We start from the raw sequence: 26,161 nt of genomic DNA on the forward strand, positions 1-26,161 counted from the left end.
GTACACTCCGCTTCCTCGCTTGTTTTTGCCTTGCAGGACTCTAGCTCGCGAGATCTCAGGCAGCTTGGTTAGTGCGCGGGGCAGGGCGTCGCTGGGCGGCGTTCGATATCCGGCTCGAAATCTTCGATCAAACGGCAGATGGCCTGACCATCGGGGGCGCATTCGCCCTTGTCGGCCCAGTCGTCGAAGGCGTTTTGCATCACCAGCGCCAGGCGCTGGCATTCCTCGATATGTGCCTGTAGCGCCGCCAGGCGTTCACTCAGCAGGTCGCGCACTTCAGAACAGGGCGCCTGGCCGTTATCGGCGCTGGCGAGGATTTGTTGCGTGTCTTTCAGGCTAAAGCCCAGACGACGGGCGCGGGCGATAAAGCGCAGGCGTTGCAGGTCGCTGTTGGAATACGCCTGATAGCCGTTGTCCGGGTTGCGTGTGGGCCGGAGCAGGCCAAGATCGGTGTAGTGGCGCACGGTCTCGCTGCTGACTGCGGCGGCTTTGGCCAGTTGGGCTACGCGCATAGATAAAGACTCCGGAAAAGACAAAGGCCGCGCCAGGTTAAAACCTGGGGGCGGCCCTTGGGTCAAGCTCGCAGGTTTATTCGGCGATCTGCAGCTTGCGCGCCTCGTGGTAGAAGAAGCGAATCTTCTCGTACTCGAACGGCGAGTTGAGCTGGCCGTAGCGGAAGTTCACCGTGGAGCGCTGGTCGACGACTTCCAGCAGGGTGATTTCCGGGTGGCTGACGCTGGCTTCGGCGACGTTCAGCCAGTTGACCTGGCTTTTTGCCGCAAAATCCGCCACCAGGCCGCCGGTGTCGCGCAGGTTCGACGGCCCCAGCAGCGGCAGAATCAGGTAAGGCCCGGCTGGTGTGCCGTAATAGCCGAGGGTCTGGCCGAAGTCTTCGCGCTGCTTGGGCAGGCCCATGCGCGTGGCTGGGTCCCACAGGCCGGCGACGCCCAGGGTGGTGTTGAGCAGCAGGCGGCCGGTGGTCTGCATGGCGCGCTTGCCTTTGAGCTGCAGCGCGCTGTTGAGCAGGCTGGGCACATCCCCCAGGTTGCTGAAGAAGTTGCTGACGCCGCTCTGCACCAGGTTGGGGGTGATATAGCGGTAGCCATCGACAATCGGCAGGAACAGCCACTCATCGAAGCGGTAGTTGAAGTGATAGACGCGGCGGTTCCACGACTCCAGCGGGTCATAGACTTGCAGCGCGCTGAGGGTCGAGCGCTCGAACTCGCGCTGATCCAGCCCTGGGTTGAACTGCAGGTGCTGCAACGGCTGCTTGAAACCGTCGTCATCAACCGCGTGCTGGGCGTGCGCCAGGTTGCTGCCGAGCAACAGGGTGAAAAACACGGCAAGGAAGGTTGGCTTAGCCACGGAAGAACTCCAGCATGGCGTCGCTATTGACGCGGTAGTTGAGGTTGCCGCAATGGCCACCCAGCGGGTAAACGGTCAGGCGCTCGCCCAGGGTGCGGCGCAGAAAGCCCAGGTCGCCAGGGCCGAGGATCACATCATCGGCGTTGTGCATGACGGCGATCTTGCTGCTGTTTTTCAGGTAGTCGGCCACGGCATATAGACTGACCTGGTCGATCAGCTGCGCCACGCTGCCGCCATCGGTGCGCGCGCGCCACATGGGGATCAGCTGTTCGGTCAGGTAACAGTCGAAATCGCACTGCAGGGCACGGCGGAAGAACGGCGTGAGGCTGGTGCCCTCGCTGATCGGGTAGTCGATTGGGGTAATCAGACCACGGCGGTTGATCAGGTCCGAGGTAAAGGCGATATCGGCCGAGGAGAAGCGGAAGGCTGCGCCGATCAGCATGGCCATCTGCTCGTCGCTGAGCTGCTCGCCGGAGTTCTGGAAGTCATAGAGCAGGGCGTCGTTGATGTCGACGTAGCCTTTGTTCTGGAAATAGCGGGTCAGCTTGCCCAGCACCAGTTCATAGAAGGTGGTGCTGTTGTCGATGCCCTCAACCTTGGTTTGCACCATGCGGTCGAGGTTGGTGATCGAGGTGTAGAGGTTGACCGGCGGGTTGAGCAGCAGCACGCGCTTGAAGTTGAAGCTACGGCGGGTTTCATCCAGCTCGCTGACAAAGGCCGCTTGCAGCGCGCCCAGGCTGTAGCCGGTGAGGTGGTATTCACTGACTTTCAGGCGCGGATGCTGCGCACGTACGGCCTGCATGGTGCGGTAGAGGTCGTCGGCGTCTTCGCGGGTAATGCCGGGTGTGGCAAAACGCGAGGCCGAGGTCATAAAGTCATAGCTGGTCGGCGACGACAGTTGCACCACGTGATAACCAGCGCCGTAAAACAGCTTCTTCAGGTATTCCGGGGTGCTGCTGGCGTAATGCGCGCCCGTGCCGGCGATGATAAAGATCAGCGGCGCTTCACCCGACTGTTTGGCCATGCGGTAGCGCATCTTGGTGACCGGCCAGAAATTTTCTGGAAGCTCAAACTCGCGTTCTGGGCGCAGTTTGATCTGGTAGTCACTCTGGTTGATGTCGGCGTCAGCCGGAAGCTCCGGGCGCAGCTCGGGCGGGGTGGTCGCCAGGGTGGCTTCGAATGCATTGCTGATGGGGTAGCCATAACTGCTGGCATCGATATCGGCTGCGCTGACGGGGGCAATCAGGGCTAGGCAACTGAGAAGGGCAAGCAGACGAGGGACATGCGACATGGCTAAATCTCTTGAGAGCTAGGGCTGATGCTGATGGAGCGGGTCAGGTGCGGAACGATTTGACCACATAAGTCAGGCTAAGTGCCGTTTAGTTATAGAACTGTCGTTTTTCAGGCAAAAGCGCCATGTAAAAAGCCAATTTGCTACGGCAGCACCGCCAACTGCTCGACCCAGATCAGCTCGCAGGCGCCGTCGCCAGTGTCTTCGCGGCTGAGCGAGCTGACCCAGCGATAGCCATCGTCACCGTCGATTCGCACCAGTTGCCCGCTCAGGCGAATCTGCTGGCCTGTTTTGAGCCCGGCCAGAGTGCTGGCTACTTCAGGGTTGGCGGGTATCAGGTGCATATTGGCGCTGTGGATCTCGATCTGCCGGCGTTCGATTGGCAGTTGTTCGGCGCGCCAGAAGTACCAGCGATTGCGCTGGCTGATGTTGATATGGCGCAGCACCTCGGGGTCGGCCATCGGCCCCCAGCCGAGCGCCAGGTCAGTCGGCGAGAGCTTGGCGCCGCGGTCGAGGTAGTAGTCTTCACGGCCGAGAATGCGTGCTTCCAGCTGGAAGCTTTCTAGCCTGCTGACCGTGTGCTCCGCCACGCGCCAGCTGCCGCTGGACAGCGGTGTGCTGGGCGGCAGGCTGCTGGGCGTGGGCAACAGCATGACCCACAGCATCCAGAGGCCGAGCAGGCTTGCGGCGATCAGTATCAGGCGACGTATCAGCATGGCTGAATTCTAGCCGCTGAGGCTGTGAGTAGGCGATCTCGGGGGGTGTTATCCGTGTCACGGCGGCTTATCCTACGCAGCCTAATTATCTGCCTGAGTTGCCCATGTCCCGTTATCTGCCCCTGATTGCTCTGCTGATCGCTGCAGCTCTGTGTTTGGCTTTGAGCTTTGTGCTGCGTTACCAGCTGATGGAAGGCGCGCAGTGGGTCGGCCTGTGCGTCGACGCCCCGCAGCAGTTGGCCTGCCAGGTACGTGCGAGCCTTGGCTGGTTGATCCACTTCCGGATCTTGGCCTGGGCTGCGCTGATTATTGCTGTGCTGGCGTTTGTCCTGCCGGGCGCCTGGAGCAAGCGTTTGGCGGTGCCGGCATTGCTGCTCGCTCTGCCGGCTTTGGTGTTGTACAGCGCTAGCTTGGCGGTATTTGCCGTGGTGCTGGCGCTGCTGCGCTGGGTGCGCGCGCCGCAAACCGCCTGATCAGGCGGTCTGCGCGTTAACTCGCAGGCTGCGCCATAGCGCGGCCACCAATAGCACGCAAGTCATGGCCCAGCCCAGGGCCTGCCAGTTGCTCAGGGTTTCCTGGTACAGCTGCGGCGCAATGCAGGCGCCGATCAGCAGGGCGAGCAGGGCGACCTCACGGCGATAGCCGCCCACCGGACGGCATAGATAGACCAGTGCCGGCAGCAACAGCGCGGCGCTGGGGAAGCTGCGGTAGCGCGCATCCGCTACCAGCGCGAGCATCATCACCGCCCCGGCAAAGCCGCTTAGTGCCAGCCACAGCGCGCCCTTGCTATGCAGCCAGTTGAATAGCCGCGCGCGCCAGCCCGTCTGCTGGCTGAGCAGCAGGGCGGCGTGGGCCAGCACCAGCAGGTTCAGCACAATCAGCGCGCCGGCCCAGAGCCATTCGCCGAGGTAGCGGCTGGTAACCAGTGTCAATTCGGCAAATAGACCGATACAGCCAGCGCCGAGTGCCGCCAGCAGCGGCAACAACAATGCTGCGCGGGGCGAGTGGGGGCGGCCTGCCAGCAGCAGAGTGGCGGCTGCAAGGATCAGGCTCAACGCCAGCCAGGTCGGCCAGGTGGGCAGGTTGGATACGGCGCCGGCAAGGATCGATTTGTCCTGGCGATCAGCGTCATACAGGCCCCAGTAACCACCTACGGCGCCTTCGCTGACGCGCTTCCAGGGCTGATCAAATGCCTCGATCAGGTTGTAGCGCCAGCCGTTCTGCTCGGCCATGGTGACAAAACCACGGATAAACTTGGCCTGATTGACCAGGCTGGGCACGGCGGTTTCGCGCTGGCGGCCTTCGCTGGGCCAGCCGGTTTCGCCGATCAGGATGTCCTTGGGTGCATAGGCGTTGCCAAAGGTCTGGCGCACCTCGGCGACTTCATGCAGCGCGCTTTCGATGCCGGCGGGGTTGTCTTCCCAGTAGGGCAATAGGTGGATGGTGATGAAGTCCACCGCAGGGGCGATTTCCGGGTGCTTGAGCCAGAACTCCCAGACATCGGCATAGGTTACCGGCTGTTCGATCTGCACCTTGACCTGTTCGATCAACGCTACCAGTTGCTGCGGGGTGACTTCCTTGCGCAGCAACGCCTCGTTACCGACGATCACCGCCTGGACCACGTCCGGGTGGGCATTGGCAATTTTCACCAGGCCGGCGATCTCAACTGCCGTGTCGGCTGGGTTACGGCTGACCCAGGCGCCGACGATCAGTTTCAGGCCATGTTTGCGCGCCATATTCGGCAGCTCTTCCAGGCCGGTCACCGAATAGGTGCGCAGGCACTCGAAGCGCTCGGCCAGCAACGCCAGATCCGCTTCCATGCGCTCGGGGCGCAGCTGCATAGGCTGATCGAAGGGCGATTGGTCTTTGTCGAACGGCGTGTAGGACGCGCACTGCAGTTTGTGTGTGGGCGTTGCGGCATCCGCCAGTTCGAGCGGTTGGCCAATGCCAAACCACAGACCGAAGAGCGCCAGCAGGCCAAGCAGGCAGGCAAACACGTAGGGAGCAGCAGGGAAGCGAGAAGTAGCAGGCATGATCGGGCGCGTATGGTGGCTGAGCCGCGCATAGTAGCGGATTGAACCAGCATCCCGCTGGCTGTTTTTACGCCCTGCTCAAGGGGGTTGCCGTGGCAGCAAACCTTATGCCTGATGATGCAGCCAGGCATGCTTGGGGCGAGCAGCGGCACCTGTTGAGCGGCCTTCGATGCGCTGCCAGACCTTCTCGTGAAAGTAGAAGCCCACCGAGTTGCACAGCGGTTCGATGGCGGCCACTAGGCCGCTGGCCGCGATGCTGCCGGTCAACGCATAAGTGACGCCGAAGGCGATGCAGAAGTGCATCAGGGTGAAGGTTACTGTCTTGAGCATGGCGCACCTCGAGTGAGAATTGTTCTCTATTGAGGTGCAGCCTAGTTGCTCAAGTTCGATTGGGGAAATGCTGTACTTGAATGGCTTTAATAGTTTTTGACGATTGATGCGCTGGCTGACCCATGTGGCCGTGAGCCAGTAAATAGCCAATAAAAAACCCGCACTAGGCGGGTTTTTTACTTTCATAAATGGTCGGGGTAGGGGGATTCGAACTCCCGACATCCTGCTCCCAAAGCAGGCGCGCTACCGGACTGCGCTATACCCCGATGAACTACTGGCTCCGCGACCTGGACTCGAACCAGGGACCCAATGATTAACAGTCATTTGCTCTACCGACTGAGCTATCGCGGAACAATGGCGCGTATCCTACTGATTAGAAAGGGGAAGTCAATACCTGATCGACTTCCCCAGTGATTCAGAGAACCGCAGCAATCGCCTGAGTAACGGCAGGCAGGTTGCGCTGGTTCAGCGCGGCGACGCAAATGCGCCCGGTGCTGACGGCGTAGATGCCGAACTCGGTTTTCAGCCGCTCGACCTGCTCGGCGGTGAGGCCCGAGTAGGAGAACATACCGCGCTGCTGGGCGACGAAGCTGAAGTCGCGTTTGCAATTCAGCGCCGCCAACTGCTCGACCATGGCCATGCGCATACCGCGAATACGTTCGCGCATGCCGGCCAACTCTTCTTCCCACAGGGCGCGCAGCTCAGGGCTGTTCAGCACGCTGGCTACCACGGTGGCGCCGTGGGTTGGCGGGTTGGAGTAGTTGGTGCGGATCACTCGTTTGGCTTGCGACAGCACGCGGCTGGCTTCTTCCTGGCTGCCGGCGATGATCGACAGTGCGCCGACGCGTTCGCCGTACAGCGAGAAGGACTTGGAGAACGAACTGGAGACAAAGAACGGGATGCCGGAGGCGGCAAACAGGCGCACAGCAAAGGCGTCCTGCTCGATACCGTCGCCAAAGCCCTGGTAGGCGATGTCGAGGAAGGGTACATGCTCGCGTTCGCGCAGTACTTCCAGCACAGCTTTCCAGTCGTCCAGCGACAGGTCGACGCCAGTCGGGTTGTGGCAGCAGGCGTGCAGCACGACAACCGAGCGCGCTGGCAGATTTCTCAGGTCTTCGAGCATGCCGGCGCGGTTGATGCCGTGGCTGGCTGCGTCGTAATAGCGGTAGTTGTGCACCGCGAAACCTGCGGACTCGAACAGCGCGCGGTGGTTTTCCCAGCTCGGGTCGCTGATGGCGACCACGGTGTTGGGCAGTAGGCGCTTGAGGAAGTCGGCGCCGGTTTTCAGTGCGCCCGTGCCGCCCACGGCCTGAGTAGTAATCACCCGACCAGCGGCGATCAGCTCGGAATCGGCACCCAGCAACAGTTTCTGCACCGCGCTGTCATAGGCTGCAATGCCTTCAATCGGCAGGTAACCACGCGGGGCGTGGGCTTCAATGCGGGCTTTCTCGGCTTCGGCTACGGCGCGCAGCAATGGGATGCGGCCTTCCTCGTTGTAGTAAACGCCCACGCCCAGGTTGACCTTGGTCGCACGGGTATCGGCGTTGAATGCTTCATTGAGGCCCAGGATGGGATCGCGCGGAGCCATTTCGACGGCAGAGAACAGACTCATGGATGCGGCAGCTCTGAAGAGGAGAGGTGAGTATCAGGCAACACCCGGCTAGGGGTTGCGTAAGTGGGCCGGTAGTATACCGACGCATAACCTGTGCTGCGACAGCAGGCACACGCTTTTCACCGGTTTTGACGTAGGCTTTCAGGCCGCGTCACAGCCGCTTGTCGAGGTCCATCATGTCCGAGTTTCAATTGGTCACCCGTTTCCAGCCGGCCGGCGATCAACCCGAGGCGATTCGGCAGATGGTCGAAGGCCTGGAAGCAGGCCTTTCGCACCAGACATTGCTTGGCGTAACGGGCTCGGGCAAGACCTTTTCCATCGCCAACGTGATCGCGCAGATCCAGCGTCCGACCCTGGTGCTGGCACCGAACAAGACCCTGGCCGCGCAGCTGTACGGCGAGTTCAAGAGCTTCTTCCCGAACAATGCGGTGGAGTATTTCGTTTCCTACTACGACTACTACCAGCCCGAGGCCTATGTGCCGTCCTCCGATACCTTTATCGAGAAGGACGCCTCGATCAACGACCATATCGAGCAGATGCGCCTGTCGGCGACCAAGGCGCTGCTGGAGCGGCCGGACGCAATTATCGTCACCACCGTGTCGTGCATCTACGGCCTGGGCAGCCCCGAGTCGTACCTGAAGATGGTGCTGCACGTCGATCGCGGCGACAAAATGGATCAGCGCGCCTTGTTGCGCCGCCTGGCCGACCTGCAATACACGCGTAACGACATGGATTTCGCCCGCGCCACCTTCCGTGTGCGTGGCGACGTGATCGACATTTTCCCGGCAGAATCGGATTTGGAAGCCATTCGCATCGAGCTGTTCGACGATGAAGTGGAAAGCATCTCGGCCTTCGATCCACTGACTGGTGAGGTGATCCGCAAGCTGCCGCGCTTTACCTTCTACCCCAAGAGCCACTACGTCACCCCGCGCGAGGTGCTGCTGGAGGCGGTGGAGAAAATCAAGGTCGAGCTGGCCGAACGCCTGGAGTACCTGCGCAGCACCAACAAGCTGGTGGAAGCGCAGCGCCTGGAGCAGCGCACCCGTTTCGACCTGGAGATGATCATCGAGCTGGGTTACTGCAACGGCATCGAAAACTACTCGCGCTACCTGTCCGGGCGCGGCCCTGGCGAACCGCCACCGACGCTGTACGACTACCTGCCGGACGAGGCGCTGTTGGTGATCGACGAGTCCCACGTCTCGGTGCCGCAGGTCGGCGCGATGTACAAGGGCGACCGCTCACGCAAGGAAACCCTGGTGGAATACGGCTTCCGCCTGCCGTCGGCGCTGGATAACCGGCCGATGCGTTTCGAAGAATGGGAGGCTGCCAGCCCGCAAACCATCTTCGTTTCCGCCACGCCGGGCAACTACGAGGCCGAGCATGCCGGGCGAGTGATCGAACAGGTGGTGCGGCCGACCGGCCTGGTCGATCCACAGATCGAGGTGCGCCCGGCTCTGACTCAGGTCGATGATCTGCTCTCGGAAATCCACAAGCGCGTGGCCATTGAGGAGCGTGTGCTGGTTACCACGCTGACCAAGCGCATGGCTGAAGACCTGACGGATTACCTGGGCGATCACGGCGTTAAGGTGCGCTACCTGCACTCGGATATCGACACGGTAGAGCGGGTCGAGATCATCCGTGACCTGCGCATCGGCGCCTTCGATGTGCTGGTGGGCATCAACCTGCTGCGCGAAGGCCTGGATATGCCGGAGGTGTCGCTGGTGGCGATTCTCGATGCCGACAAGGAAGGCTTTCTGCGCAGCGAGCGCTCACTGATCCAGACCATCGGCCGCGCCGCGCGTAACCTCAACGGCCGGGCGATTCTGTATGCCGACCGCATGACCGGCTCGATGGAGCGCGCCATCGGCGAAACCGAGCGCCGGCGTAACAAGCAGATCGCCTTCAACGAAGCCAACGGCATCACCCCCAAGGGCGTGTTCAAGGATGTTCAGGACATCCTCGAAGGCGCCACCGTGCCCGGCTCGCGCAGCAAGAAGCGCAAGGGCATGGCCCAGGCCGCCGAAGAAAGCGCGCGTTACGAGAACGAGCTGCGTTCACCGAGCGAGATCAGCAAGCGCATTCGCCAGCTGGAAGAGAAGATGTATGCCCTGGCCCGCGATCTGGAGTTCGAGGCCGCGGCGCAGTTGCGCGACGAAATTCAGAAGCTGCGCGATCGATTGCTGCAGGTTTGATTGAGCGAATGTGGGAGCGGCTTTAGCCGCGACAAGGCGACTGCTGCTTCGCGGCTAAAGCGGAGTGCCGCCCAGCCCCTCCCACAAATGCTGTTCAGCGTCGGCCGAAGATAATCAGCACCACGCCGCCGAGGGTGATGCCGCAAGCCACCATCGCCATCAGGCTGAGGCGTTCGCCCAGCAGCAGGTAGCCCAGCAACAGCGCTACTACCGGGTTGACGAAGGCGAAGGTCGACACCAGGCTCGGTCGCACCTCGCGCAGCAGCCAGAAATACGCCGGATACACGCCGAGGCTGACCGGTAGCACCAGGTAGGCCAGCCACAGCCAGGCATTGCCGCTTATGGTGTGCAGGTCCAACGCCTGCCAGTCGCCGTGCCACAGGCCGAACAGCGCCAGCAGCAGTGCACCGATTAGCATCTGCAGGCTCAGCCCAAGCCAGCTGGAGCGAAACGGCGGGCGCTGACGCATCAGCCAGGCGCCGCCAGCCCAGAGCAGGGTGGCGAACACCACCARCAGGCCGGCGAACCACTGTTCGATAGAGGCGCTGTGATCCAGGCCGTTGTTCATCAGCAGCACAATCCCGCTGCAGGCCAGCGCCAGCCCACACATCACCCACAACGGCGGGCGCTCACCGAGCAGCCATTCCAGCGCCACGCTCCACAGCGGCAGGGTGGTGTAGAGCATCGCCAGCATGCCGGTCGGCAAATACTGGTTGGCGTAGATCAGCGCGCCCTGGCCGACTGCAATCAGCGCCAGGCTGCCGATCAGCACGCCGCCCCAGTCGCTGCGCTGCATGCGCAGTTGACCGCTGAGCACCACCCAGGCCAGGGCGAGCAGGCCAGCAATCGAGAAGCGCAGGCTGCCGATGACGAACGGCGGCAGCTCCAGCAGGAGGAAGTGGTTGGCCAGGTAGGTGGTGCCCCAGCCGATATAAATAGTGGCAAAGGCGACAATCAGCAGCAGGCTGCGGGTGCGTGATGGGGTAGGCATGGCGATCTGAGTTGACGAGGGCAGGGCGGGTGCCTGGAAAAGTGGCAAGGCCCGCAGTAGAGGGCGTCAGTCTAAGCGGGCTGGCGTTGTTGTCCAGCCTGCTACGCGCTACAAGACAAAGCGTTAACCCGCCGCAGGCGCTGGCGTCGCTGAAATAGCCGCGCTGGCTGGAGCCGGCGGCGGCCAGCCTGTTAATATCGCGCCCTTGAAAGATTGCCCGTTGCACATTCTCTGAGAGCCGCCATGACCACCGTTCGTACCCGTATCGCGCCGTCGCCCACTGGTGATCCGCACGTAGGCACCGCCTATATCGCCCTGTTCAACCTGTGCTTTGCCCGTCAGCACGGTGGCGAATTTATCCTGCGTATCGAAGATACCGATCAAGTGCGCTCGACCCGCGAGTCGGAACAGCAGATTTACGACGCCCTGCGCTGGCTGGGTATCGAGTGGAGCGAAGGCCCSGACGTCGGTGGCCCGCACGGCCCGTATCGGCAGAGCGAGCGTGGGCATATCTACCAGAAGTACAGCGCCGAGCTGGTGGAGAAGGGCCATGCCTTCCACTGCTTCTGCAGCGCCGAGCGCCTGGACAAGCTGCGCGCCGAGCAGATGGAAGCCAAGCAGACGCCGCGTTATGACGGCCACTGTATGCAACTCTCCGGTGAAGAGGTGCAGCAGCGCCTGGCTGCCGGCGAGCCGAACATAGTGCGTATGAAGGTGCCGACTGAAGGCGTGTGCGTGGTGCCGGATATGCTGCGTGGCGAAGTGGAGATCCCCTGGGATCGCATGGACATGCAGGTGCTGATGAAGACCGATGGCCTGCCGACCTACTTCCTGGCCAACGTGGTCGATGACCACCTGATGGGCATCACCCACGTGCTGCGCGGGGAAGAATGGCTGCCGTCGGCGCCTAAGCTGATTCTGCTCTACGAATACTTCGGTTGGGACAAGCCGCAGCTGTGCTATATGCCGCTGCTGCGTAACCCAGACAAGAGCAAGCTGTCCAAGCGCAAGAATCCGACCTCGATCACCTTCTACGAGCGCATGGGTTTCCTGCCGCAGGCGATGCTCAACTACTTGGGCCGCATGGGTTGGTCGATGCCGGACGAGCGCGAGAAGTTCAGCCTCGACGAGATGGTTGAGCACTTCGATATCAATCGAGTTTCCCTCGGCGGGCCGATCTTCGATCTGGAGAAGCTGTCCTGGCTCAACGGCCAGTGGATGCGCGAACTGAGCGTCGAAGAATTCGCCGCTGGCGCGCAGAAGTGGGCGTTCAACAGCGACTACCTGATGCAGATCGCACCGCATGTGCAGGGTCGAGTGGAAACTTTTAGCCAGATCGCGCCATTGGCCAGCTTCTTCTTTGCCGGCGGCGTGGCTCCGGATGCCGCGTTGTTCGAGCACAAGAAGCTCTCGGCCGAGCAGGTGCGTCAGTTGATGCAGTTGATTCTGTGGAAGCTCGAAGCGCTGCGTCAGTGGGAAAAGGACAAGATCACTGGCTGCATCCAGGCGGTGGTCGAGCACCTTGAGCTGAAACTGCGCGACGCCATGCCGCTGATGTTTGCTGCTGTCACCGGCCAGGCCAGCTCGGTGTCGGTGCTCGATGCCATGGAAATTATTGGTCCGGACCTCACTCGCTTCCGTCTGCGTCAGGCCATCGAACTGCTCGGCGGCGTGTCGAAGAAAGAAAACAAAGAGTGGGAGAAGCTGCTGGCAGCCATTGGCTAAGCAGCTGAATGCCCCGTCCGGCCGTCGTTTTGGCGTGCCGGTATGGGGTAAGTGGTTGTTCTGTCAGCATAAAGAATGCTGATGCAGGTAAAAATTTTGTTGACAGGTGTGGGGCGTGCTCTTAACATGCGCCCCGTCCTTGAGATGGGGCTATAGCTCAGCTGGGAGAGCGCTTGCATGGCATGCAAGAGGTCAACGGTTCGATCCCGTTTAGCTCCACCATCTTCAAAGCCGCAAGGCTTGCCACAATCAGCTCTTGCAGCTGGTTGGTTGTAGAAGGGTTACGTCCCCTTCGTCTAGTGGCCTAGGACACCGCCCTTTCACGGCGGTAACAGGGGTTCGAGTCCCCTAGGGGACGCCAGTTTCAAAAAGCAGTGCCGGTTTGGACTGTGAGCCGAGAGGCGATAAATCTGGGGGTATAGCTCAGCTGGGAGAGCGCTTGCATGGCATGCAAGAGGTCAACGGTTCGATCCCGTTTATCTCCACCAATTTTGCAGTAGTAACAACTGCCACGGGGCCAGCGTAAAGCTGGCCTTGTTCTTCGAAGGTTTCGTCCCCTTCGTCTAGTGGCCTAGGACACCGCCCTTTCACGGCGGTAACAGGGGTTCGAGTCCCCTAGGGGACGCCATTTTTGCCCGCTCTGCGGGATTTTGAAGGGTCATTCATTATTGAATGGCCCTTTTGTTTTTATGGCCTGCTATCCGTGGTGGCCACCCTCCGGGCGCGTCACTGCGCGACGTTAAACATTGCTCCAGGCAGTTTCTTCTACCTCCTGAAGATTATTTCTCTAGCCGATCAGTGGTTGCCGCTCAGGCTTGCTTAATTGTATTACGCCTATAATATTGCAGTCGTAATATTAAGGAGTCGAGCATGAGCGAGAAGAAGGCGCACACCCGCGAACGCATCCTGGCTGCTGCCTGCGCGGCGTTGTTGCAGCGTGGTCCGGCTGAGCCCAGCGTGGGCGAGGTGATGGGGGCGGCTGGTCTGACGGTCGGCGGCTTCTACGCGCATTTCGAGAGCAAGGATGCGCTGATGCTGGAAGTGTTCCAGCAGATGCTCTGCCAGCGTCGAGAGCGGGTCATGCAGCTTGATCCGGCTTTGCCTGCTCACGAACGCCGGGTGCTGCTGGCGGCCTTCTATCTGTCGCGCAAGCACCGCGATGCCGGTGAGCAGGGTTGTCCGCTGCCCAGTTCAGTAGGTGAGCTGGCGCGTATGCCGGATGGTTTTCGCGCGGTGCTGGCGGAGCATATCGAGCTGATGACGGCGCAGCTGGCGGGCAGTCCTGAAGAGGCTGATCAGGCGCTGGCCGATATCGCCTTGATGGTCGGAGGGCTGGCTCTGGCACGCGCGCTGGGTCCTGGCGAGTTGTCTGATCGAGTCTTGCGTGCTGCTAAATCGGCAATCGTCTGAGGATATGGCAATGAATAGCATGAGCTGGGTTCGTGGTTTCAACACATCGATTGGTCTGCTGGCACCGCATGCCCTGGCCAGCAAGTTGCGCCGGGAGTTTATGACGCCGCACACCTCGCCGCCGCGGGATTGGGAGTTGCCATTGCTGGCGCAGGCCGAGCGCATCACCCTGCGCTTCGGTTTGTCAGCGCTGCGTTGGGGCAGCGGACCGGCCGTGTTGCTGATGCATGGTTGGGAAGGCCGGCCGACGCAGTTCGCTGAGCTGATCAAGGCCCTGGTCAATGCCGGCTACGGTGTGGTGGCGCTGGATGCCCCGGCCCACGGTCGTTCGCCTGGGCGTGAAGCCAATGTGGTGCTGTTTGCCCGCGCCTTACTAGAGGCCGCCAGCGAGCTGCCGCCGCTAAAAGCGGTAATTGGCCATTCCATGGGTGGCGCCAGTGCCTTGCTGGCCACCCAGCTGGGCTTGCGTACTGAGGCGCTGGTGAGCATTGCCGCGCCCAGCCGGATTCTGACCATGCTGCGGCGCTTCTCGCGCTATATGGGCTTGCCGCGTCAGGCGCGCGCGCACTTTGTCCGGTTGGTCGAAGAGAAAGCTGGGATTCCTGCTGGGCAGCTTGATAGCGCGCACTACCAGCTGGATTTCCCCGGATTGGTCGTGCATGCAGAGGACGACCCGATGGTGCCGTTCAGCGAGGCGGAGGCGATTCATCAGAGCTGGTTCGACAGCCGCCTGCTACGCCTGGAAAACGGCGGGCATCAGCGGGTATTGGCCGACCCGCGGGTGGTGCAGGCGGTGCTGGAACTGTTGGCGTCGCTGAATCAGACATCGTCCAAGGCGCTGGCCTCGTAACCGATAACCTTGTTACGCCCGGCGGCCTTGGCTTGGTATAGCGCCTGGTCGGCGTGGCGTAGCAACTGTTCGCGATCGCTGCCGGCATCTGGAATCAGCGCATACACGCCGATGCTCAAGCTCAGGTCGATACTCAGGCCCTGGTGCATGCAAGGGTGGCTGGCCAGGTCGGCACGCAGTTGTTCGGCCAGGTCCATGGCGCCGGACTGATCGGTGTCGCAGAGCACGGCGGCAAACTCTTCGCCGCCAAAACGTACCAGTAGGTCATTACTGCGCATGCGCTGTTGCATGCGCAGGGCAGCGTGCTGCAGGCAGGCGTCGCCAACCAGATGGCCGTGCTGGTCGTTGACCTTCTTGAAGTGATCCAGGTCCATCATCAGCATGGCGATTGGCTGCTGGCTGCGGTTGGCCTGGGCGAGCATGCGCTCCAGTTCTTCGTTGAGCACCTGGCGGTTGAACAGCCCGGTCAGGCTGTCGCGACGGCTGAGTTCGGCCAGCTGTCGGTTGGCGGTGGAAAGCTCCTGCAGGGCCTGTTGCAAGGAGGCGGTGCGCTCCTCTACGCGGGCTTCCAGGCCTTCGTTGATCTGCTGCTGCAGATCCAGACTCTTGGCCTGTTCCATGCGCAGTTCGTGCTCGTTGGCAAACAGCTGGGCCTGGGCCTGTTGCTGGGCGCTTTGCGCCAGGCGGATGCGTGAGCCGAGGGCAATCGAGAAAATCACCAGCTCAAGCAGGCTGCCGATCTGCTGGGCGTGCAGGGTTAGCAGCGAATTGGCGATCAGGCCGGTGCCGCTGAGCACGCTGAACAGGCTGGCGATAATCAGCGCTGACCAGCCGAGGGCGAACAGCTTGGCCGGCGGGTAGCCATCGCGCCAGCGCAGCACTGTGAAGATGCAGCCGAAAATTGCGCAAACCAGTAGCAGCACGAAACTGCCGATCAGTGCGACGAGATAGGGAGCAACCAATGCCAGCGCCATCACCAGCAGGCTGCTGCCAATCAGGCCGCGGCAGATCGAACGGTACGCCGGGTGTTGGTTCTTGAGGTCGAGTACGCCATAGGTGAACAGCACGCCGAACAGGGTTGCCAGTGCCGAGCTGAACGGGAAACTCATTTGCTGCCAGGCCAGTGACTCGGGCCAGAACCATTGCAGGGCAAAACCCAGCTGGATGAACTGGTAGAGGCTGAAACTGGCGACAAACAGGCTGTACCACAGGTAGTTGCGGTCGCGGGTGATGATAAAGATCGACAGGTTGTAGATCATCATCACCAGTAGGGCGCCGAAAAACAGACCCTGTAACAGCAGCATGCGTTGTTCGTGCTGGTTGAAGGCCTGGGCGCTCATCAGGCTGGCGCTGAGGTTGGCCGAGCCGTCGGTCTGCATGCGCAGGATCAGCTCGCGTTCTTCTCCGGCTGCCAGGCTGAATGGCAGCACCAGTTGGCGGTGATTAACCCAGCGTTGGTGGAATGGCCGCTGGTCGCCGGCCTGATACACCCGGCCGTCGTCCAGGCCGTAGGCGTCCAGGGTGTCGAGCAGTGGATTACCGATCAACAGCACCCAGTTGATGGCGTTATCCGCCGGGTTGTGCAGGCTGAAACGCAGCCAGTAGGCGTGGGTGCTGTAGCCGAAACTGGCATCGCGACGGGCCACCGGTTGCCAGGCGGATGCAGGCAACTGACGAACGCTGTGGATGTCCGCCAGGCCTTCGGGGTCTGCCCAGACGTGCATGGCGGGGCCAGGCAGCAGTGACGTATCGCTGGCCAGCAGCGGCAGGCTGGTGGCCTGCGCCAGTGCCGGCAACAACAGCAGTAGAAGTACGCGCAGCAACACGATCAAAAGAGGCTTTCCCTAGCAAGGATGTTGGCGGACACGACAAAGGTGCATTATTGCGCGGCCTTATGACATACCGATAGCTTAGCCGGGGTTGCTTATGAGCCAAAATTTGCTGCATTGCCATGCTCAGCGCGACGCTTGCCTGCATGCGCTGGCCGCCGATCTGCTGGCGCAGATTCAGGCCACGCTGGCGCAACAGCCTCGCGCTGGGCTGATCCTGCCTGGCGGCAGTAGCCCGCGGGCCTTGTTGCCTTTGCTGGCGCAGCAGCTGGACAGTCAGCGTATCGACCTCAGCCCCAGTGATGAGCGCTGGGTGGCAGCGCAGGCCGCCGAAAGCAATTGGCAGCTGCTGCATCGGGGATTGCCACAGGCTAACTGCCTGGACCCACGCCAGGGCGCGACGTTGCCCCAGTCGGCGGACAGCTGGGGCGAGCAACTGGCGCAGTGGTCGCCGTTTAGCGCGGTGCTGCTGGGGATGGGGGAAGACGGCCATATCGCCTCGCTGTTTCCCGGTATGCCTGGCCTGGCGGCTGCGCTCGATCCGCAAGCCGAGCCTGCAGCCTTGCCAGCGCTGGCGCCGCAAGAGCCGCGTGAGCGGTTATCACTAAATTTGGCGATGTTGCAGCGCGGGAAGTGGTTGGGCTTGCTGGCGTTCGGCGAGCGCAAGCGCGAGCTGATTGATGCCGTGCTGGCGGATCAACCTTCGGCTCGCGAGTTACCGCTGTATGCTTGGCTGCAGCGCAGCCCGTTGCCGGTAAATATCTACTGGGCACCCTGAGAGCATGTTGAGGTCTGCTGCACATAGGCGCTGCTGCGTTAGAGCAGTGGCTAAGCCGTTACACTGTAAGCCTGTACCTCGCCGATAAAGGGACTCGTCATGTTGCATCCGGTTGTTGAGCAGGTTACCGCCGCACTGGAAACGCGTTCGGCCAAGCGCCGCGAGCGTTATTTGCAGCGCCTGGCCCTGGCGGCCGGGCGCACCGCGCATCAGGCCCTGGGCTGCTCCAATCTGGCCCATGCCCTGGCTGCGCAGCCTGAGGATGCGCGGCTGATCATGAAGCAGGGCGGCTCACCGCATGTCGCGATCATCTCCAGCTACAACGATCTGCTTTCGGCCCATGCACCGCTCAGGGAGTATCCCGAACGCCTGAAAGTGGCGCTGGCCAAGGCCGGCGCGACCTCGCAGTTCGCCGCCGGGGTGCCGGCCATGTGTGATGGCATCACCCAGGGTGAGGCTGGCATGCAGCTGTCGCTGTTCTCCCGTGACCTGATTGCCCAGGCCGCCGCCATTGGTTTGACCCACGGCATTTTTGACGGCGCGCTGTATCTCGGCGTGTGCGACAAGATCGTTCCCGGCCTGCTGATCGGTGCGCTGCATTTCGGCCACCTGCCGGCGGTATTCGTCCCGGCCGGGCCCATGCAGTCGGGCCTGCCAAACAAGGAGAAAGCCGCCGTCCGCCAGCGTTACGCCCGTGGCGAAGCCAGCCGTGATGAGCTGCTGGCTGCCGAGCTGGCTGCTTATCACCAGGCCGGCACCTGCACCTTTTACGGCACCGCCAATACCAATCAGTTGCTGATGGAGGCCATGGGCCTGCACGTGCCGGGCAGCGCCTTTATCCATCCCTACACGCCGCTGCGCGATGCGCTGACCGATGAAGCCGCGCGCCTGGTGGCGCATAACAGCCGCCAGGGCGAACGTTACTTACCGGTCGGTCAACAGATTGATGCGCGGGCGCTGATCAATGCGGTGGTGGCCTTGCTCGCCAGCGGCGGCTCGACCAACCACACCCTGCACCTGCCGGCCATTGCCCGGGCGGCTGGTTATGAATTGAGCTGGGATGATTTCGCCGAACTGTCCAGGGTCGTACCGCTGTTGGCGCGGGTTTATCCCAATGGTGCGGCGGATGTGAATCAGTTTCAGGCCGCCGGTGGGCCGGCCTGGTTGCTGCGTGAGCTGCTCGGCGCCGGCTTGCTGCATGACGATGTTGCCACCGCCGCTGGGCATGGCTTGCGTGCTTACACCCGCGAACCCTGGCTGGATGGCGAGCGCTTGGCCTGGCGCGAGCTGCCGGCGCAGAGCCCAGCGCCCGATATTGTCCGGCCGGTCGCCGAGCCGTTTGCCGAGGAGGGCGGGCTGGTGCTGCTGACCGGCAACCTGGGCCGCGCCATCCTGAAAACCTCGGCGGTGGACCCGGCGTTCTGGCAAATCCGCGCCCAGGCGCGCATTTTCGATTCGGAAGCGGGCGTGCAGGCCGCCTACAGCGCTGGCGAGCTGCAAGGTGACCTGGTGTTGGTGGTGCGCTTCCAAGGCCCACAAGCCAATGGCATGCCTGAGCTGCACAAACTGATGCCGCTGTTGGCCAATCTGCAGCAAGCCGGCCAGCGTGTCGCACTGATTACCGATGGGCGCATGTCCGGCGCATCCGGGCAGGTTTCCACCGCCTTGCACGTCACCCCGGAGGCGGCGGCAGGAGGCGCCTTGGCGCGGTTGCAGGACGGTGATTGGCTGGTGCTGGATGCGCAAAACGGGCTGCTGCAGGTGGAGCTGAGCGCGCAGCAACTGGCCGCGCGGCCATTGGCGTCTGCCAGTGCCGAGCTGGAATTGGGCTATGGTCTGGAAATGTTCGCCGCCCAGCGCCGTCTGGTTGGCTCGGCTGAGCAGGGCGCCAGCAGCCTGTTTGAAGACTGAACGCGATGATTGAATCTTGAGAGCGGGGAGCAAGGCATGAGCCTGACGATGGATGTGGTGCTGCAACAGGCCCGCCCGGTGTTGCCGGTGTTGGTGATCGACGATATCAGCCTGGCGGTGGACCTGGCCCGTGCGCTGCACGCCGGCGGCATTCGCGTGCTGGAAGTGACCCTGCGCACCCCTGGCGCGCTGGATGCCCTGGCGGCCATGCGCAAGGAATTGCCGGACCTGCTGGTGGGCGCTGGCACCCTGATTCATGCCGAGCAGTTCAGCGAAGCCCGTGATGCCGGTGCGCAGTTCGCCGTCAGCCCTGGCTGCACCGAGCGCCTGGCGGCGGCGGCGGAAGACTCCGGCTTGCCGTATTTGCCGGGGGTGATGACGCCCTCGGAAGTGCTGCTGGCGCTGGAGTATGGTTATCGCTCGCTGAAGCTGTTCCCGGCCAACGGCGCCACCAGCATCAAGATGCTCAAGAGCTTCAAGGGGCCGTTCACCGGCATTCGCTTCTGCCCAACCGGTGGGGTAACCCCGGATAACCTGCTGAGCTTCCTGCGCCTACCCAACGTGGCTTGCGTCGGCGGCACCTGGATCGCGCCAAGCAACCTGGTGCGCGCCCGCGCCTGGGACCAGATCACTCAATTGGCGGCCGAGGCCCGCGCCCTGGCCGGTAGCCTGGAGCAGCCGGCATGAACTGGGAGCTGAGCAATCCCTTTGTCATCGATATTCAGGTGACTGCAGAGGATATCGATGGCCTCGGTCACGCCAACAATGCGGTCTACGTCAGCTGGCTGGAGCGCTGCGCCTGGCGCCATTCGCAGTTTCTCGGCCTGGATCTGGCTGAGTATCGCCGCCTCGACCGCGCCATGGCCGTACTGCGCCATGAGATCGACTACCTGGCCAGTGCCTATGAAGACCAGCAGCTGCAGATGGCCACCTGGATTGTCGAGTCCGACCAGCGCCTGAAGATGGACCGGCGCTTCCAGCTGATTCGCCCGGAAGACGGCGTTACCCTGCTGCGGGCGAAAACCACCTTTGTCTGCATCGAGTTGTCCAGCGGCAAGCCCAAGCGCATGCCGCCAGAGTTCGTCGAAGGCTATGGCGCGGCGTTGCAGCCACCTTTCCCGATGGAGCTGTGACGCACCGTCGGGCTAATGCCTGAGCGCTTCACCACCGCGCCGCGTACACTACGCGGCGTTTTTCTATATGCGCCCTTTAGCTCGCGCGGCAAAGAATTTTCAAGAGACTGCCTATGCAAATCGCCCTGGCCCCGATGGAGGGGTTGGTCGACGAAATCCTTCGCGATGTGCTCACTCAGGTGGGCGGCATCGACTGGTGCGTGACGGAATTTATTCGGGTCACTGAGCGGGTGCTGCCCGTCAGCAGCTACGAGAAGCTCGCGCCTGAATTGTTCAGCGGCGCGCAAACGGCTGCCGGCACACCGTTGCGCGTGCAGTTTCTCGGCTCCGATCCCGCCTGCCTGGCGGACAACGCCGCCTTTGCCTGCAACCTGGGGGCGCCAGTGATCGACCTCAATTTCGGCTGCCCCGCCAAGACGGTGAACAAGTCCCGTGGCGGCGCGGTATTGCTCAAAGAGCCCGAGCTGCTGCATGCCATCGTCCGCGAGGTGCGCCGTGCGGTGCCGGCAGCGATTCCGGTGACGGCGAAAATGCGCCTGGGTTTTGATCACAAGGATTACGCCCTGGAGTGCGCCCAGGCCCTGGCCGATGGTGGCGCGGCGCAGATCGTGGTGCATGCGCGGACCAAGGTCGAAGGCTACAAGCCACCGGCGCATTGGGAGTGGGTGGCGCGCGTGCAAGAGGCGGTGAAAGTGCCGGTTTTCGCCAATGGCGAGATCTGGACCCTGGATGACTGGCGGCGTTGCCGTGAGGTCAGCGGGGTTGAGGACATCATGCTCGGCCGTGGCCTGGTCGCACGCCCGGACCTGGCCCGGCAGATCGCTGCTGCTAAGGCCGGGCAGGATGTGCTGCCTATGAGCTGGGCTGAATTGCAGCCGCTGCTGGCGGATTTCTGGCTGCAGGCGCGGCGCAAGATGTCGCCACGCTACGCACCGGGGCGGCTCAAACAATGGCTGGCGATGCTGACGCGCAGCTACCCCGAAGCCACCGAGCTGTTCAACCTGCTGCGCCGTGAAAGCGATTGCCTGCGTATCGATGGTCTGCTCGGTATCGACTTTATCGAGCCTGAGCGTGCCGAGCAGGCGAGCGCCTGACTCTTTATCGAGCCTGAGCCTGTAGCCCGGATAAGCGCAGCGCAATCCGGGGGTTCGTTAACCCGGATTGCGCCAGGGCCTGCTCTATGAATTTAGGCGGGCTACATAGTTCGTAGGGTGGATCACGCTGCACCGATCCACCATGTTCTCGACATTGGGTGGATGAAAAAGCGTCATCCACCCTACGTGCTTCGCATTGCCACTGTGCGACTAGCGCCCGCCGCTGACATCCAGCAGCGCGCCGCTGGTGTACGAGGCCTGTTCGCTGGCCAGCCAGAGAATCGCTTCAGCTACCTCGCTGGCCAAACCGCCACGGCCCATGGGCACGCTCTGGCTGACCCGCGCGACCCGCTCCGGCTCGCCGCCGCTGGCGTGAATCTCGGTCTCAATCACTCCTGGGCGTACCGCATTTACGCGAATGCCATCGGCCGCCACTTCCTTGGCCAGGCCCAGGGTCATGCTGTCGATGGCGCCTTTGGCCGCTGCGTAGTCGATGTATTCCCCCGGCGCGCCGAGCCGCGCAGCCACCGAGGACAGGTTGACGATAGCGCCGCCGTTGCCGCCCTGGCGGGCCGACATGCGTTTGACCGCCTCACGACTGCAGAGAAAACTGCCGAACACATTGGTGGCAAATACCCGCTGCCAGCGCGCCAGGTCCATCTGCTGCAAAGGCATCTGGGTTTCCAGGATACCGGCGTTGTTGACCAGTACATCGAGGCGGCCAAAGTATTGGTCGAGGCGGGCGAACAACTGCATCACCTGGTTTTCGTCGGCGACATCCGCCTGCACGGCAATGGCCTGGCCACCGGCCTGGGTGATTTCGCTCACCAGCGCCTCAGCCGCTGCCTGCTGCCGGTGGTAGTTCAGGCACAGCGCATAACCCTGGGCAGCCGCCAGCCTGGCGGTGGCGGCGCCAATACCGCGGCTGGCGCCGGTGATCAGCATGACCTTGCTCATCGAATTGCTCCCTGTAAGAAAATTTTGCAGAGGCTTGAAATCTACCTGAGCAGCCACATTTTTAGTTTGCGGGATGCCGAAGTCGGGTTCCGCGGTTAACCACTCGCTGAATTTCAGGAGATTTAAATCATGAGCACCGCATTTTCCATGACCCCGCTGTTCCGTCAGTCCGTTGGCTTCGACCGTTTCAATGATCTGTTCGAGTCGGCCATGCGCAACGAGGCGGGCAGCAGCTATCCACCCTACAACGTCGAGAAGTATGCCGACGATCAATACCGCATCGTGGTCGCCGCGGCGGGCTTCCAGGAAGACGATCTGGAACTGCAGGTCGAGCGCGGCGTGCTGACCGTTACCGGCGGCAAGCGCGACACCAGCGCCGACAACGTCACCTATCTGTACCAGGGCATCGCTCAGCGGGCGTTCAAGCTGTCGTTCCGTCTGGCCGACCATATCGAGGTCAAGGCGGCCAGCCTGGTTAACGGTCTGCTGAATATCGACCTGGTGCGCATCGTGCCGGAAGAGGCCAAGGCCAAGCGCATTCCGATTGGGGGCAGCCGCACTGTGCTGCAGAGTTAAACAGCCACGCTGTTAACAACAAGGGCACCTGCGGGTGCCCTTGTTGTTTTACAGGGGGGCCGGTATGCGGTTGTCGTGCAGTAACTGACGGAACTGCTCCAGCGGCACCGGACGGCTGAACAGGTAGCCCTGGTAGTGGTGGCAACCCTGCTGCTGGAGAAACTCCAGTTGATCGATCTGCTCGACGCCTTCGGCAATCATGTCCAGACCCAGGCTGCGCGCCATGGCGACGATGGCGCGGATGATTTCTGCGTCGTTGGCATCCAGGGTGGCGTCGCGCACGAAGGACTGGTCGATCTTCAGCACATCCACCGGCAGGCGCTTGAGGTAGGTCAGCGAGCTGTAGCCGGTGCCGAAATCGTCCATGGCGAAAGTCACGCCGAGGCGTTTGAGGCGGTTCATCTTGGCAATGGTGTCGTCGATGTTCTGGATCACGATGCCTTCGGTGATTTCCAGCTTGAGCATATGCGGCGGCAGGTGGCTGCTGGTCAGGCTGCTTTCCACCAATTCGACAAAGTCATTCTGGCGGAACTGCCGAGGGCTGATATTCACGCACAGGCTGAACTGTGCGGCGTTGACCATGCCCTGCTCAAGCAACTGGGCGCAGGCGTGGCAGGCTTCGGCGAGGACCCAACCACCGACTTCGAGAATCAGCCCGCTTTCTTCGAGCACATGGATAAACAGCGCCGGTGATTGCGCGCCCAGGGTTGGGTGCATCCAGCGCAGCAGGGCTTCGGCGCCAATGATCTGGTTGTTGCGCGCATCCACTTGGGGCTGAAAGTGCAGTTCGAACTCGCCCCGCGCCAGCGCCAGGCGCAGGTCGTTTTCCAGGCGCAGGCGTTCGCTGGCGGCTTTCTGCATGGTGTTGCGAAACAGCTGGATGCAGTTGCGCCCGGAATCCTTGGCCCGGTAGAGGGCGATATCGGCGCGCTTGAGCAGGTCCGAGGGGGTGTCGCCATGGTCGGGAATCAGGGCGATGCCGATGCTCGGGGTGACTTGCAGTTGATGGCCGTCGAGCAGCATGGGTTTGGCCAGCAGGTGGCGCAGTTTTTCCGCCAGGGCGCGGACTTGCTGCACCACCTTCGAGCGTTTGCCTTCCAGGCCGGAAATCAGCACGACAAATTCGTCGCCGCCCAGGCGCGCCACGGTGTCTTCCTGGCGCACGCTGGCTTCCAGGCGTGCGGTAACCAGCTTGAGCACCGCATCACCGACCGGGTGACCGAGCGAATCATTGATGTGCTTGAAGTGGTCGAGGTCGATAAACAGCAGGGCGCCGCGCAGTTCGTGGCGTCTGAGCAGGGATATCTGCTGGGTCAGGCGGTCGAGCAGCAGCGCGCGGTTGGGCAGGTTGGTCAGCGAGTCGTGGTAGGCCAGGTGTTGCACCTGGGCCTGGGCTGCCTTGAGCTCGCTGATGTCGCGCGCGGTAAGCAGCAGGCAAGGCGTGTTGTTGAGTTCGATGGGCTCGACCGACACCTCGACCAGCTTGACCGTGCCGTCGCGGTGCTTGCCGTGCATTTCCATGTGGTAGACATGGCCCTCGCGCTGCAGCTTCTGCACCATCGCGTCCCGCTCAGCCAGGTCTGCCCAGACATTGAGCTCCATGGCGCTGCGGCCGATCACCTCATCCACGTTATAGCCGGTGAGGCGGCCGAAGCCTTCGTTGACTTCGATATAGCGGCCCGTATCGCGCTCGGTGATGGTGATGGCGTCGGGGCTGGAGTGGAACGCCAGGGCGAACTTTTCCTGGCTGGCCTGCAGCTCAGCCTGGGCTTTCTGCCGCTCGCTGATGTCGCGGAAGGTGGTGAGGATACAGCGCTGGTTATTCAGCAGCATGGGCCTGGATGAAACCRCGCAGGTGATCACTCGGCCCTGTTTATCCAGGTAATCCGCCACTTCGTTGTGCAGGCTTTTGTCGCGTTCGAGCTTGTCGTACAGCGCGGCCCGCACGTCGAGGTTGGCCCAGAAGTTCAGGTCAGTCATGCGCCGGCCGATGACTTCCTCGGGTTGCCAGCCGAAGGTCTGACTGAAGCTTGCGTTGATTTCCATGCCCACGCCGTCCGGCAGGGTGGTCAGGGCGACGGGGTCGGGGCTGGCCTGGAACAGGTTGGCGAATTTGGCTTCGGAGGCGGCCAGGCTCTGTTCGCGGCGCACCCGCTCGCTGATGTCGATAAGAATGCCGGCCATGCGCTCGGGCTTGCCATCGGCATCGCGGTAGAGCTTGGCGGTGCTTTCCAGGTAATGCACCTCCTGGTTGCCGTACACCGCGCGGTAGGTGACCTGGTATTCCTCGGTCAGGCCCAGCGCCAGGTTGTTGAAGTGTTTGCGCATGGCGTGGCGGTCTTCCAGCGGAACAAAGCTGAAGAACTTGCGGAAATCGTCATGAAAGGGCTCGTCCGCCAAGCCGTGCAGCTTTGAGGCGCGGGCCGAGCCAAACAGCATATTGCTGGGGATGTGCCAGTCCCAGGTGCCGAGGTCGGCCGAGTCCAGGGCCAGATTCAGACGTTCCTGGCTGTCGTGCAGGTCCTGTTCCTGCTGGCGTTGCTGGGTGATATCACGCAGCGACAGGACCAGGCAGGGGATACCGTCCAGGAGTATTTCGCCGCCAAACAGCAGGTTTTTGCGGATGCTGCCGTCGCGGTGGTAAAGCGGTACTTCCAGGCCGTTGAGGGTGTTGCTTTTGACCGCATCCATCATCCGTTGACGGTCTTTCAGGCAGGCCCAGATGCCCATTTCCAGGGAGGTACGGCCGAGGGTCTGTTCACTGGTCCAGCCAAATTGGCGCTCGAAGCCGGCGTTGATCTCGACAAAGCGGCCGCTGGATTTCTCGGTGATGACCACGGCGTCGGGGCTGTAATTGAAGGCATAGGCGAACTTTTCCTCGCTGCTGCGCAGCGCCTGTTCGCGGGCTTGCTGGCTGCTTATGTCGCGGATAACGCCAATAACCCGCTGTTTGCCATCGGCATCCAGTTGCAGGCTGCCGCTGATTTCCAGCCAGTGCAGGCTGCCGTCTGGCCAGCGAATGCGGTGGCGAAAGGCGCGGTTGCTTGGGTTGCCAGCCAGCAGTTGTTCGAACAGACGCAGGACGTCGGGGCGGTCTTCCTCGGGGATCAGCTCGATATAGTCGATGCGTTTTTCCAGCGGCTGCTTGGGGTCGAGGCCGAACAGGGCCTGGGCGCCGCGAGACCAGCTGACCCGGCCGCTTTCGATATCCCAGTACCAGGTGCCCAGCTTGGCACCGTTGAGCGCACGCAACAGGCGCGGAGCATCGTTCCAGGTGCTTTCAAATTCGGCAGGGTCCAGCGCCGGGATAAACGGCAGTGGCGGACGGCGATCACTGGATTTAGCCACGACCAACGCTTCCTTTGTCT

Annotated in this window: 22 protein-coding genes and 6 tRNA genes; 15 read left to right on the forward strand and 13 right to left on the reverse strand. The window is 62.2% G+C overall.

Going from position 1 to position 26,161, the window contains the following annotated elements; genetic code table 11:
• Positions 1-68: 68 nt before the first annotated feature.
• From P3C18_RS17340 to P3C18_RS17355, 4 genes are all read right to left on the reverse strand, one after another.
• Entirely contained in the window at positions 69-512 is a 444-nt protein-coding gene (locus P3C18_RS17340; protein ID WP_275963070.1) for a MerR family DNA-binding protein, read from the reverse strand.
• Positions 513-588: 76 nt separating this feature from the next.
• Entirely contained in the window at positions 589-1,341 is a 753-nt protein-coding gene (locus P3C18_RS17345; RefSeq protein ID WP_275963219.1) for a VacJ family lipoprotein, read from the reverse strand.
• A 16-nt stretch (positions 1,342-1,357) separates the two neighbouring features.
• Positions 1,358-2,656 (reverse strand): serine/threonine protein kinase, encoded by a 1,299-nt coding sequence (locus P3C18_RS17350; RefSeq protein ID WP_275963071.1) that lies wholly within the window; start codon positions 2,654-2,656, stop codon positions 1,358-1,360.
• 143 nt (positions 2,657-2,799) lie between these two features.
• Entirely contained in the window at positions 2,800-3,372 is a 573-nt protein-coding gene (locus P3C18_RS17355) for a hypothetical protein (protein WP_275963072.1), read from the reverse strand.
• A 104-nt stretch (positions 3,373-3,476) separates the two neighbouring features.
• Here P3C18_RS17355 and P3C18_RS17360 point away from each other — a divergent pair, with 104 nt between their 5' ends.
• Entirely contained in the window at positions 3,477-3,845 is a 369-nt protein-coding gene (locus P3C18_RS17360; RefSeq protein ID WP_275963073.1) for a hypothetical protein, read from the forward strand.
• Here the strand turns inward: P3C18_RS17360 and P3C18_RS17365 are convergent, their stop codons facing one another.
• From P3C18_RS17365 to P3C18_RS17385, 5 genes are all read right to left on the reverse strand, one after another.
• Positions 3,846-5,405 carry a beta (1-6) glucans synthase gene (locus tag P3C18_RS17365; RefSeq protein ID WP_275963074.1) on the reverse strand — a complete coding sequence of 520 codons (1,560 nt, stop codon included), beginning with the start codon at positions 5,403-5,405 and terminating at the stop codon, positions 3,846-3,848. It lies immediately after the preceding gene.
• 105 nt (positions 5,406-5,510) lie between these two features.
• On the reverse strand, positions 5,511-5,735 hold the full coding sequence (locus P3C18_RS17370) for a DUF2061 domain-containing protein (RefSeq protein WP_275963075.1): 225 nt from the start codon (positions 5,733-5,735) through the stop codon (positions 5,511-5,513).
• A gap of 189 nt (positions 5,736-5,924) precedes the next feature.
• Positions 5,925-6,001: transfer RNA gene (locus P3C18_RS17375), tRNA-Pro, on the reverse strand.
• A gap of 9 nt (positions 6,002-6,010) precedes the next feature.
• Positions 6,011-6,086 (reverse strand) — tRNA-Asn (locus P3C18_RS17380).
• A gap of 64 nt (positions 6,087-6,150) precedes the next feature.
• Positions 6,151-7,347, reverse strand: coding sequence for an amino acid aminotransferase (locus tag P3C18_RS17385; RefSeq protein WP_275963076.1), 1,197 nt, complete (start codon positions 7,345-7,347; stop codon positions 6,151-6,153).
• Between the two features lie 176 nt (positions 7,348-7,523).
• Between P3C18_RS17385 and uvrB the strand changes: the two genes are divergently transcribed.
• Positions 7,524-9,539 (forward strand): excinuclease ABC subunit UvrB, encoded by a 2,016-nt coding sequence (gene uvrB / locus P3C18_RS17390; RefSeq protein ID WP_275963077.1) that lies wholly within the window; start codon positions 7,524-7,526, stop codon positions 9,537-9,539.
• Between the two features lie 94 nt (positions 9,540-9,633).
• Here the strand turns inward: uvrB and P3C18_RS17395 are convergent, their stop codons facing one another.
• Complete coding sequence (locus P3C18_RS17395) at positions 9,634-10,530, reverse strand: EamA family transporter (RefSeq protein WP_275963078.1); 897 nt, start codon at positions 10,528-10,530, stop codon at positions 9,634-9,636.
• 243 nt (positions 10,531-10,773) lie between these two features.
• Here P3C18_RS17395 and gltX point away from each other — a divergent pair, with 243 nt between their 5' ends.
• From gltX to P3C18_RS17430, 7 genes are all read left to right on the forward strand, one after another.
• Complete coding sequence (gene gltX, locus P3C18_RS17400) at positions 10,774-12,255, forward strand: glutamate--tRNA ligase (RefSeq protein ID WP_275963079.1); 1,482 nt, start codon at positions 10,774-10,776, stop codon at positions 12,253-12,255.
• 146 nt (positions 12,256-12,401) lie between these two features.
• Positions 12,402-12,477, forward strand: a tRNA-Ala gene (locus P3C18_RS17405).
• Between the two features lie 63 nt (positions 12,478-12,540).
• Positions 12,541-12,616, forward strand: a tRNA-Glu gene (locus P3C18_RS17410).
• Positions 12,617-12,667: 51 nt separating this feature from the next.
• Positions 12,668-12,743, forward strand: a tRNA-Ala gene (locus tag P3C18_RS17415).
• 64 nt (positions 12,744-12,807) lie between these two features.
• Positions 12,808-12,883: transfer RNA gene (locus tag P3C18_RS17420), tRNA-Glu, on the forward strand.
• Positions 12,884-13,125: 242 nt separating this feature from the next.
• Positions 13,126-13,665, forward strand: a complete 540-nt coding sequence (locus tag P3C18_RS17425; protein ID WP_275963080.1) for a TetR/AcrR family transcriptional regulator — start codon at positions 13,126-13,128, stop codon at positions 13,663-13,665.
• A gap of 10 nt (positions 13,666-13,675) precedes the next feature.
• The gene (locus P3C18_RS17430) at positions 13,676-14,515 is read left to right on the forward strand and encodes an alpha/beta fold hydrolase (protein ID WP_275963081.1); all 840 of its coding nucleotides are present in this window, start codon (positions 13,676-13,678) and stop codon (positions 14,513-14,515) included.
• On the opposite strand, the gene P3C18_RS17435 is transcribed toward P3C18_RS17430, so the two are convergent.
• Positions 14,485-16,341: a diguanylate cyclase gene (locus tag P3C18_RS17435; RefSeq protein ID WP_275963220.1), complete on the reverse strand. Its 1,857-nt coding sequence runs from the start codon at positions 16,339-16,341 to the stop codon at positions 14,485-14,487. The genes P3C18_RS17430 and P3C18_RS17435 overlap by 31 nt on opposite strands.
• A 100-nt stretch (positions 16,342-16,441) precedes the next feature.
• On the opposite strand from P3C18_RS17435, the gene P3C18_RS17440 reads away from it, so the two are divergent.
• The 5 genes from P3C18_RS17440 to P3C18_RS17460 all read left to right on the forward strand — a co-directional run bounded on the left by P3C18_RS17440 (position 16,442) and on the right by P3C18_RS17460 (position 21,260).
• Complete coding sequence (locus P3C18_RS17440) at positions 16,442-17,122, forward strand: 6-phosphogluconolactonase (RefSeq protein ID WP_275963082.1); 681 nt, start codon at positions 16,442-16,444, stop codon at positions 17,120-17,122.
• A gap of 102 nt (positions 17,123-17,224) precedes the next feature.
• On the forward strand, positions 17,225-19,033 hold the full coding sequence (edd, locus tag P3C18_RS17445) for a phosphogluconate dehydratase (protein WP_275963221.1): 1,809 nt from the start codon (positions 17,225-17,227) through the stop codon (positions 19,031-19,033).
• 36 nt (positions 19,034-19,069) lie between these two features.
• Entirely contained in the window at positions 19,070-19,720 is a 651-nt protein-coding gene (locus tag P3C18_RS17450) for a bifunctional 4-hydroxy-2-oxoglutarate aldolase/2-dehydro-3-deoxy-phosphogluconate aldolase (RefSeq protein ID WP_275963083.1), read from the forward strand.
• Positions 19,717-20,166: a thioesterase family protein gene (locus P3C18_RS17455; RefSeq protein ID WP_275963084.1), complete on the forward strand. Its 450-nt coding sequence runs from the start codon at positions 19,717-19,719 to the stop codon at positions 20,164-20,166. Before P3C18_RS17450 ends, P3C18_RS17455 begins: the two co-directional genes overlap by 4 nt.
• Before the next feature lie 113 nt (positions 20,167-20,279).
• Positions 20,280-21,260, forward strand: coding sequence for a tRNA-dihydrouridine synthase (locus P3C18_RS17460; protein ID WP_275963085.1), 981 nt, complete (start codon positions 20,280-20,282; stop codon positions 21,258-21,260).
• Positions 21,261-21,470: 210 nt separating this feature from the next.
• Here P3C18_RS17460 and P3C18_RS17465 read toward each other — a convergent pair whose 3' ends face one another.
• Positions 21,471-22,217 carry an SDR family oxidoreductase gene (locus P3C18_RS17465; protein WP_275963086.1) on the reverse strand — a complete coding sequence of 249 codons (747 nt, stop codon included), beginning with the start codon at positions 22,215-22,217 and terminating at the stop codon, positions 21,471-21,473.
• Between the two features lie 129 nt (positions 22,218-22,346).
• Here P3C18_RS17465 and P3C18_RS17470 point away from each other — a divergent pair, with 129 nt between their 5' ends.
• Positions 22,347-22,793, forward strand: coding sequence for an Hsp20 family protein (locus P3C18_RS17470; RefSeq protein ID WP_275963087.1), 447 nt, complete (start codon positions 22,347-22,349; stop codon positions 22,791-22,793).
• Positions 22,794-22,841: 48 nt separating this feature from the next.
• Here P3C18_RS17470 and P3C18_RS17475 read toward each other — a convergent pair whose 3' ends face one another.
• Positions 22,842-26,141, reverse strand: a complete 3,300-nt coding sequence (locus P3C18_RS17475) for a PAS domain S-box protein (protein WP_275963088.1) — start codon at positions 26,139-26,141, stop codon at positions 22,842-22,844.
• Between the last annotated feature and the right edge of the window lie 20 nt (positions 26,142-26,161).

Source organism: Pseudomonas sp. 1928-m (assembly GCF_029269135.1).
Lineage (GTDB): Bacteria > Pseudomonadota > Gammaproteobacteria > Pseudomonadales > Pseudomonadaceae > Aquipseudomonas.

What these genes read in the sequence shown, in the direction of transcription:
- P3C18_RS17340 (WP_275963070.1), bottom strand. Translation starts at nt 512, where the DNA reads ATGCGCGTAGCCCAACTGGCCAAAGCCGCCGCAGTCAGCAGCGAGACC.
- P3C18_RS17350 (WP_275963071.1), bottom strand. Translation starts at nt 2,656, where the DNA reads ATGTCGCATGTCCCTCGTCTGCTTGCCCTTCTCAGTTGCCTAGCCCTG.
- P3C18_RS17355 (WP_275963072.1), bottom strand. Translation starts at nt 3,372, where the DNA reads ATGCTGATACGTCGCCTGATACTGATCGCCGCAAGCCTGCTCGGCCTC.
- P3C18_RS17360 (WP_275963073.1), top strand. Translation starts at nt 3,477, where the DNA reads ATGTCCCGTTATCTGCCCCTGATTGCTCTGCTGATCGCTGCAGCTCTG.
- P3C18_RS17365 (WP_275963074.1), bottom strand. Translation starts at nt 5,405, where the DNA reads ATGCCTGCTACTTCTCGCTTCCCTGCTGCTCCCTACGTGTTTGCCTGC.
- P3C18_RS17370 (WP_275963075.1), bottom strand. Translation starts at nt 5,735, where the DNA reads ATGCTCAAGACAGTAACCTTCACCCTGATGCACTTCTGCATCGCCTTC.
- P3C18_RS17385 (WP_275963076.1), bottom strand. Translation starts at nt 7,347, where the DNA reads ATGAGTCTGTTCTCTGCCGTCGAAATGGCTCCGCGCGATCCCATCCTG.
- uvrB (WP_275963077.1), top strand. Translation starts at nt 7,524, where the DNA reads ATGTCCGAGTTTCAATTGGTCACCCGTTTCCAGCCGGCCGGCGATCAA.
- P3C18_RS17425 (WP_275963080.1), top strand. Translation starts at nt 13,126, where the DNA reads ATGAGCGAGAAGAAGGCGCACACCCGCGAACGCATCCTGGCTGCTGCC.
- P3C18_RS17430 (WP_275963081.1), top strand. Translation starts at nt 13,676, where the DNA reads ATGAATAGCATGAGCTGGGTTCGTGGTTTCAACACATCGATTGGTCTG.
- P3C18_RS17440 (WP_275963082.1), top strand. Translation starts at nt 16,442, where the DNA reads ATGAGCCAAAATTTGCTGCATTGCCATGCTCAGCGCGACGCTTGCCTG.
- P3C18_RS17450 (WP_275963083.1), top strand. Translation starts at nt 19,070, where the DNA reads ATGAGCCTGACGATGGATGTGGTGCTGCAACAGGCCCGCCCGGTGTTG.
- P3C18_RS17455 (WP_275963084.1), top strand. Translation starts at nt 19,717, where the DNA reads ATGAACTGGGAGCTGAGCAATCCCTTTGTCATCGATATTCAGGTGACT.
- P3C18_RS17460 (WP_275963085.1), top strand. Translation starts at nt 20,280, where the DNA reads ATGCAAATCGCCCTGGCCCCGATGGAGGGGTTGGTCGACGAAATCCTT.
- P3C18_RS17465 (WP_275963086.1), bottom strand. Translation starts at nt 22,217, where the DNA reads ATGAGCAAGGTCATGCTGATCACCGGCGCCAGCCGCGGTATTGGCGCC.
- P3C18_RS17470 (WP_275963087.1), top strand. Translation starts at nt 22,347, where the DNA reads ATGAGCACCGCATTTTCCATGACCCCGCTGTTCCGTCAGTCCGTTGGC.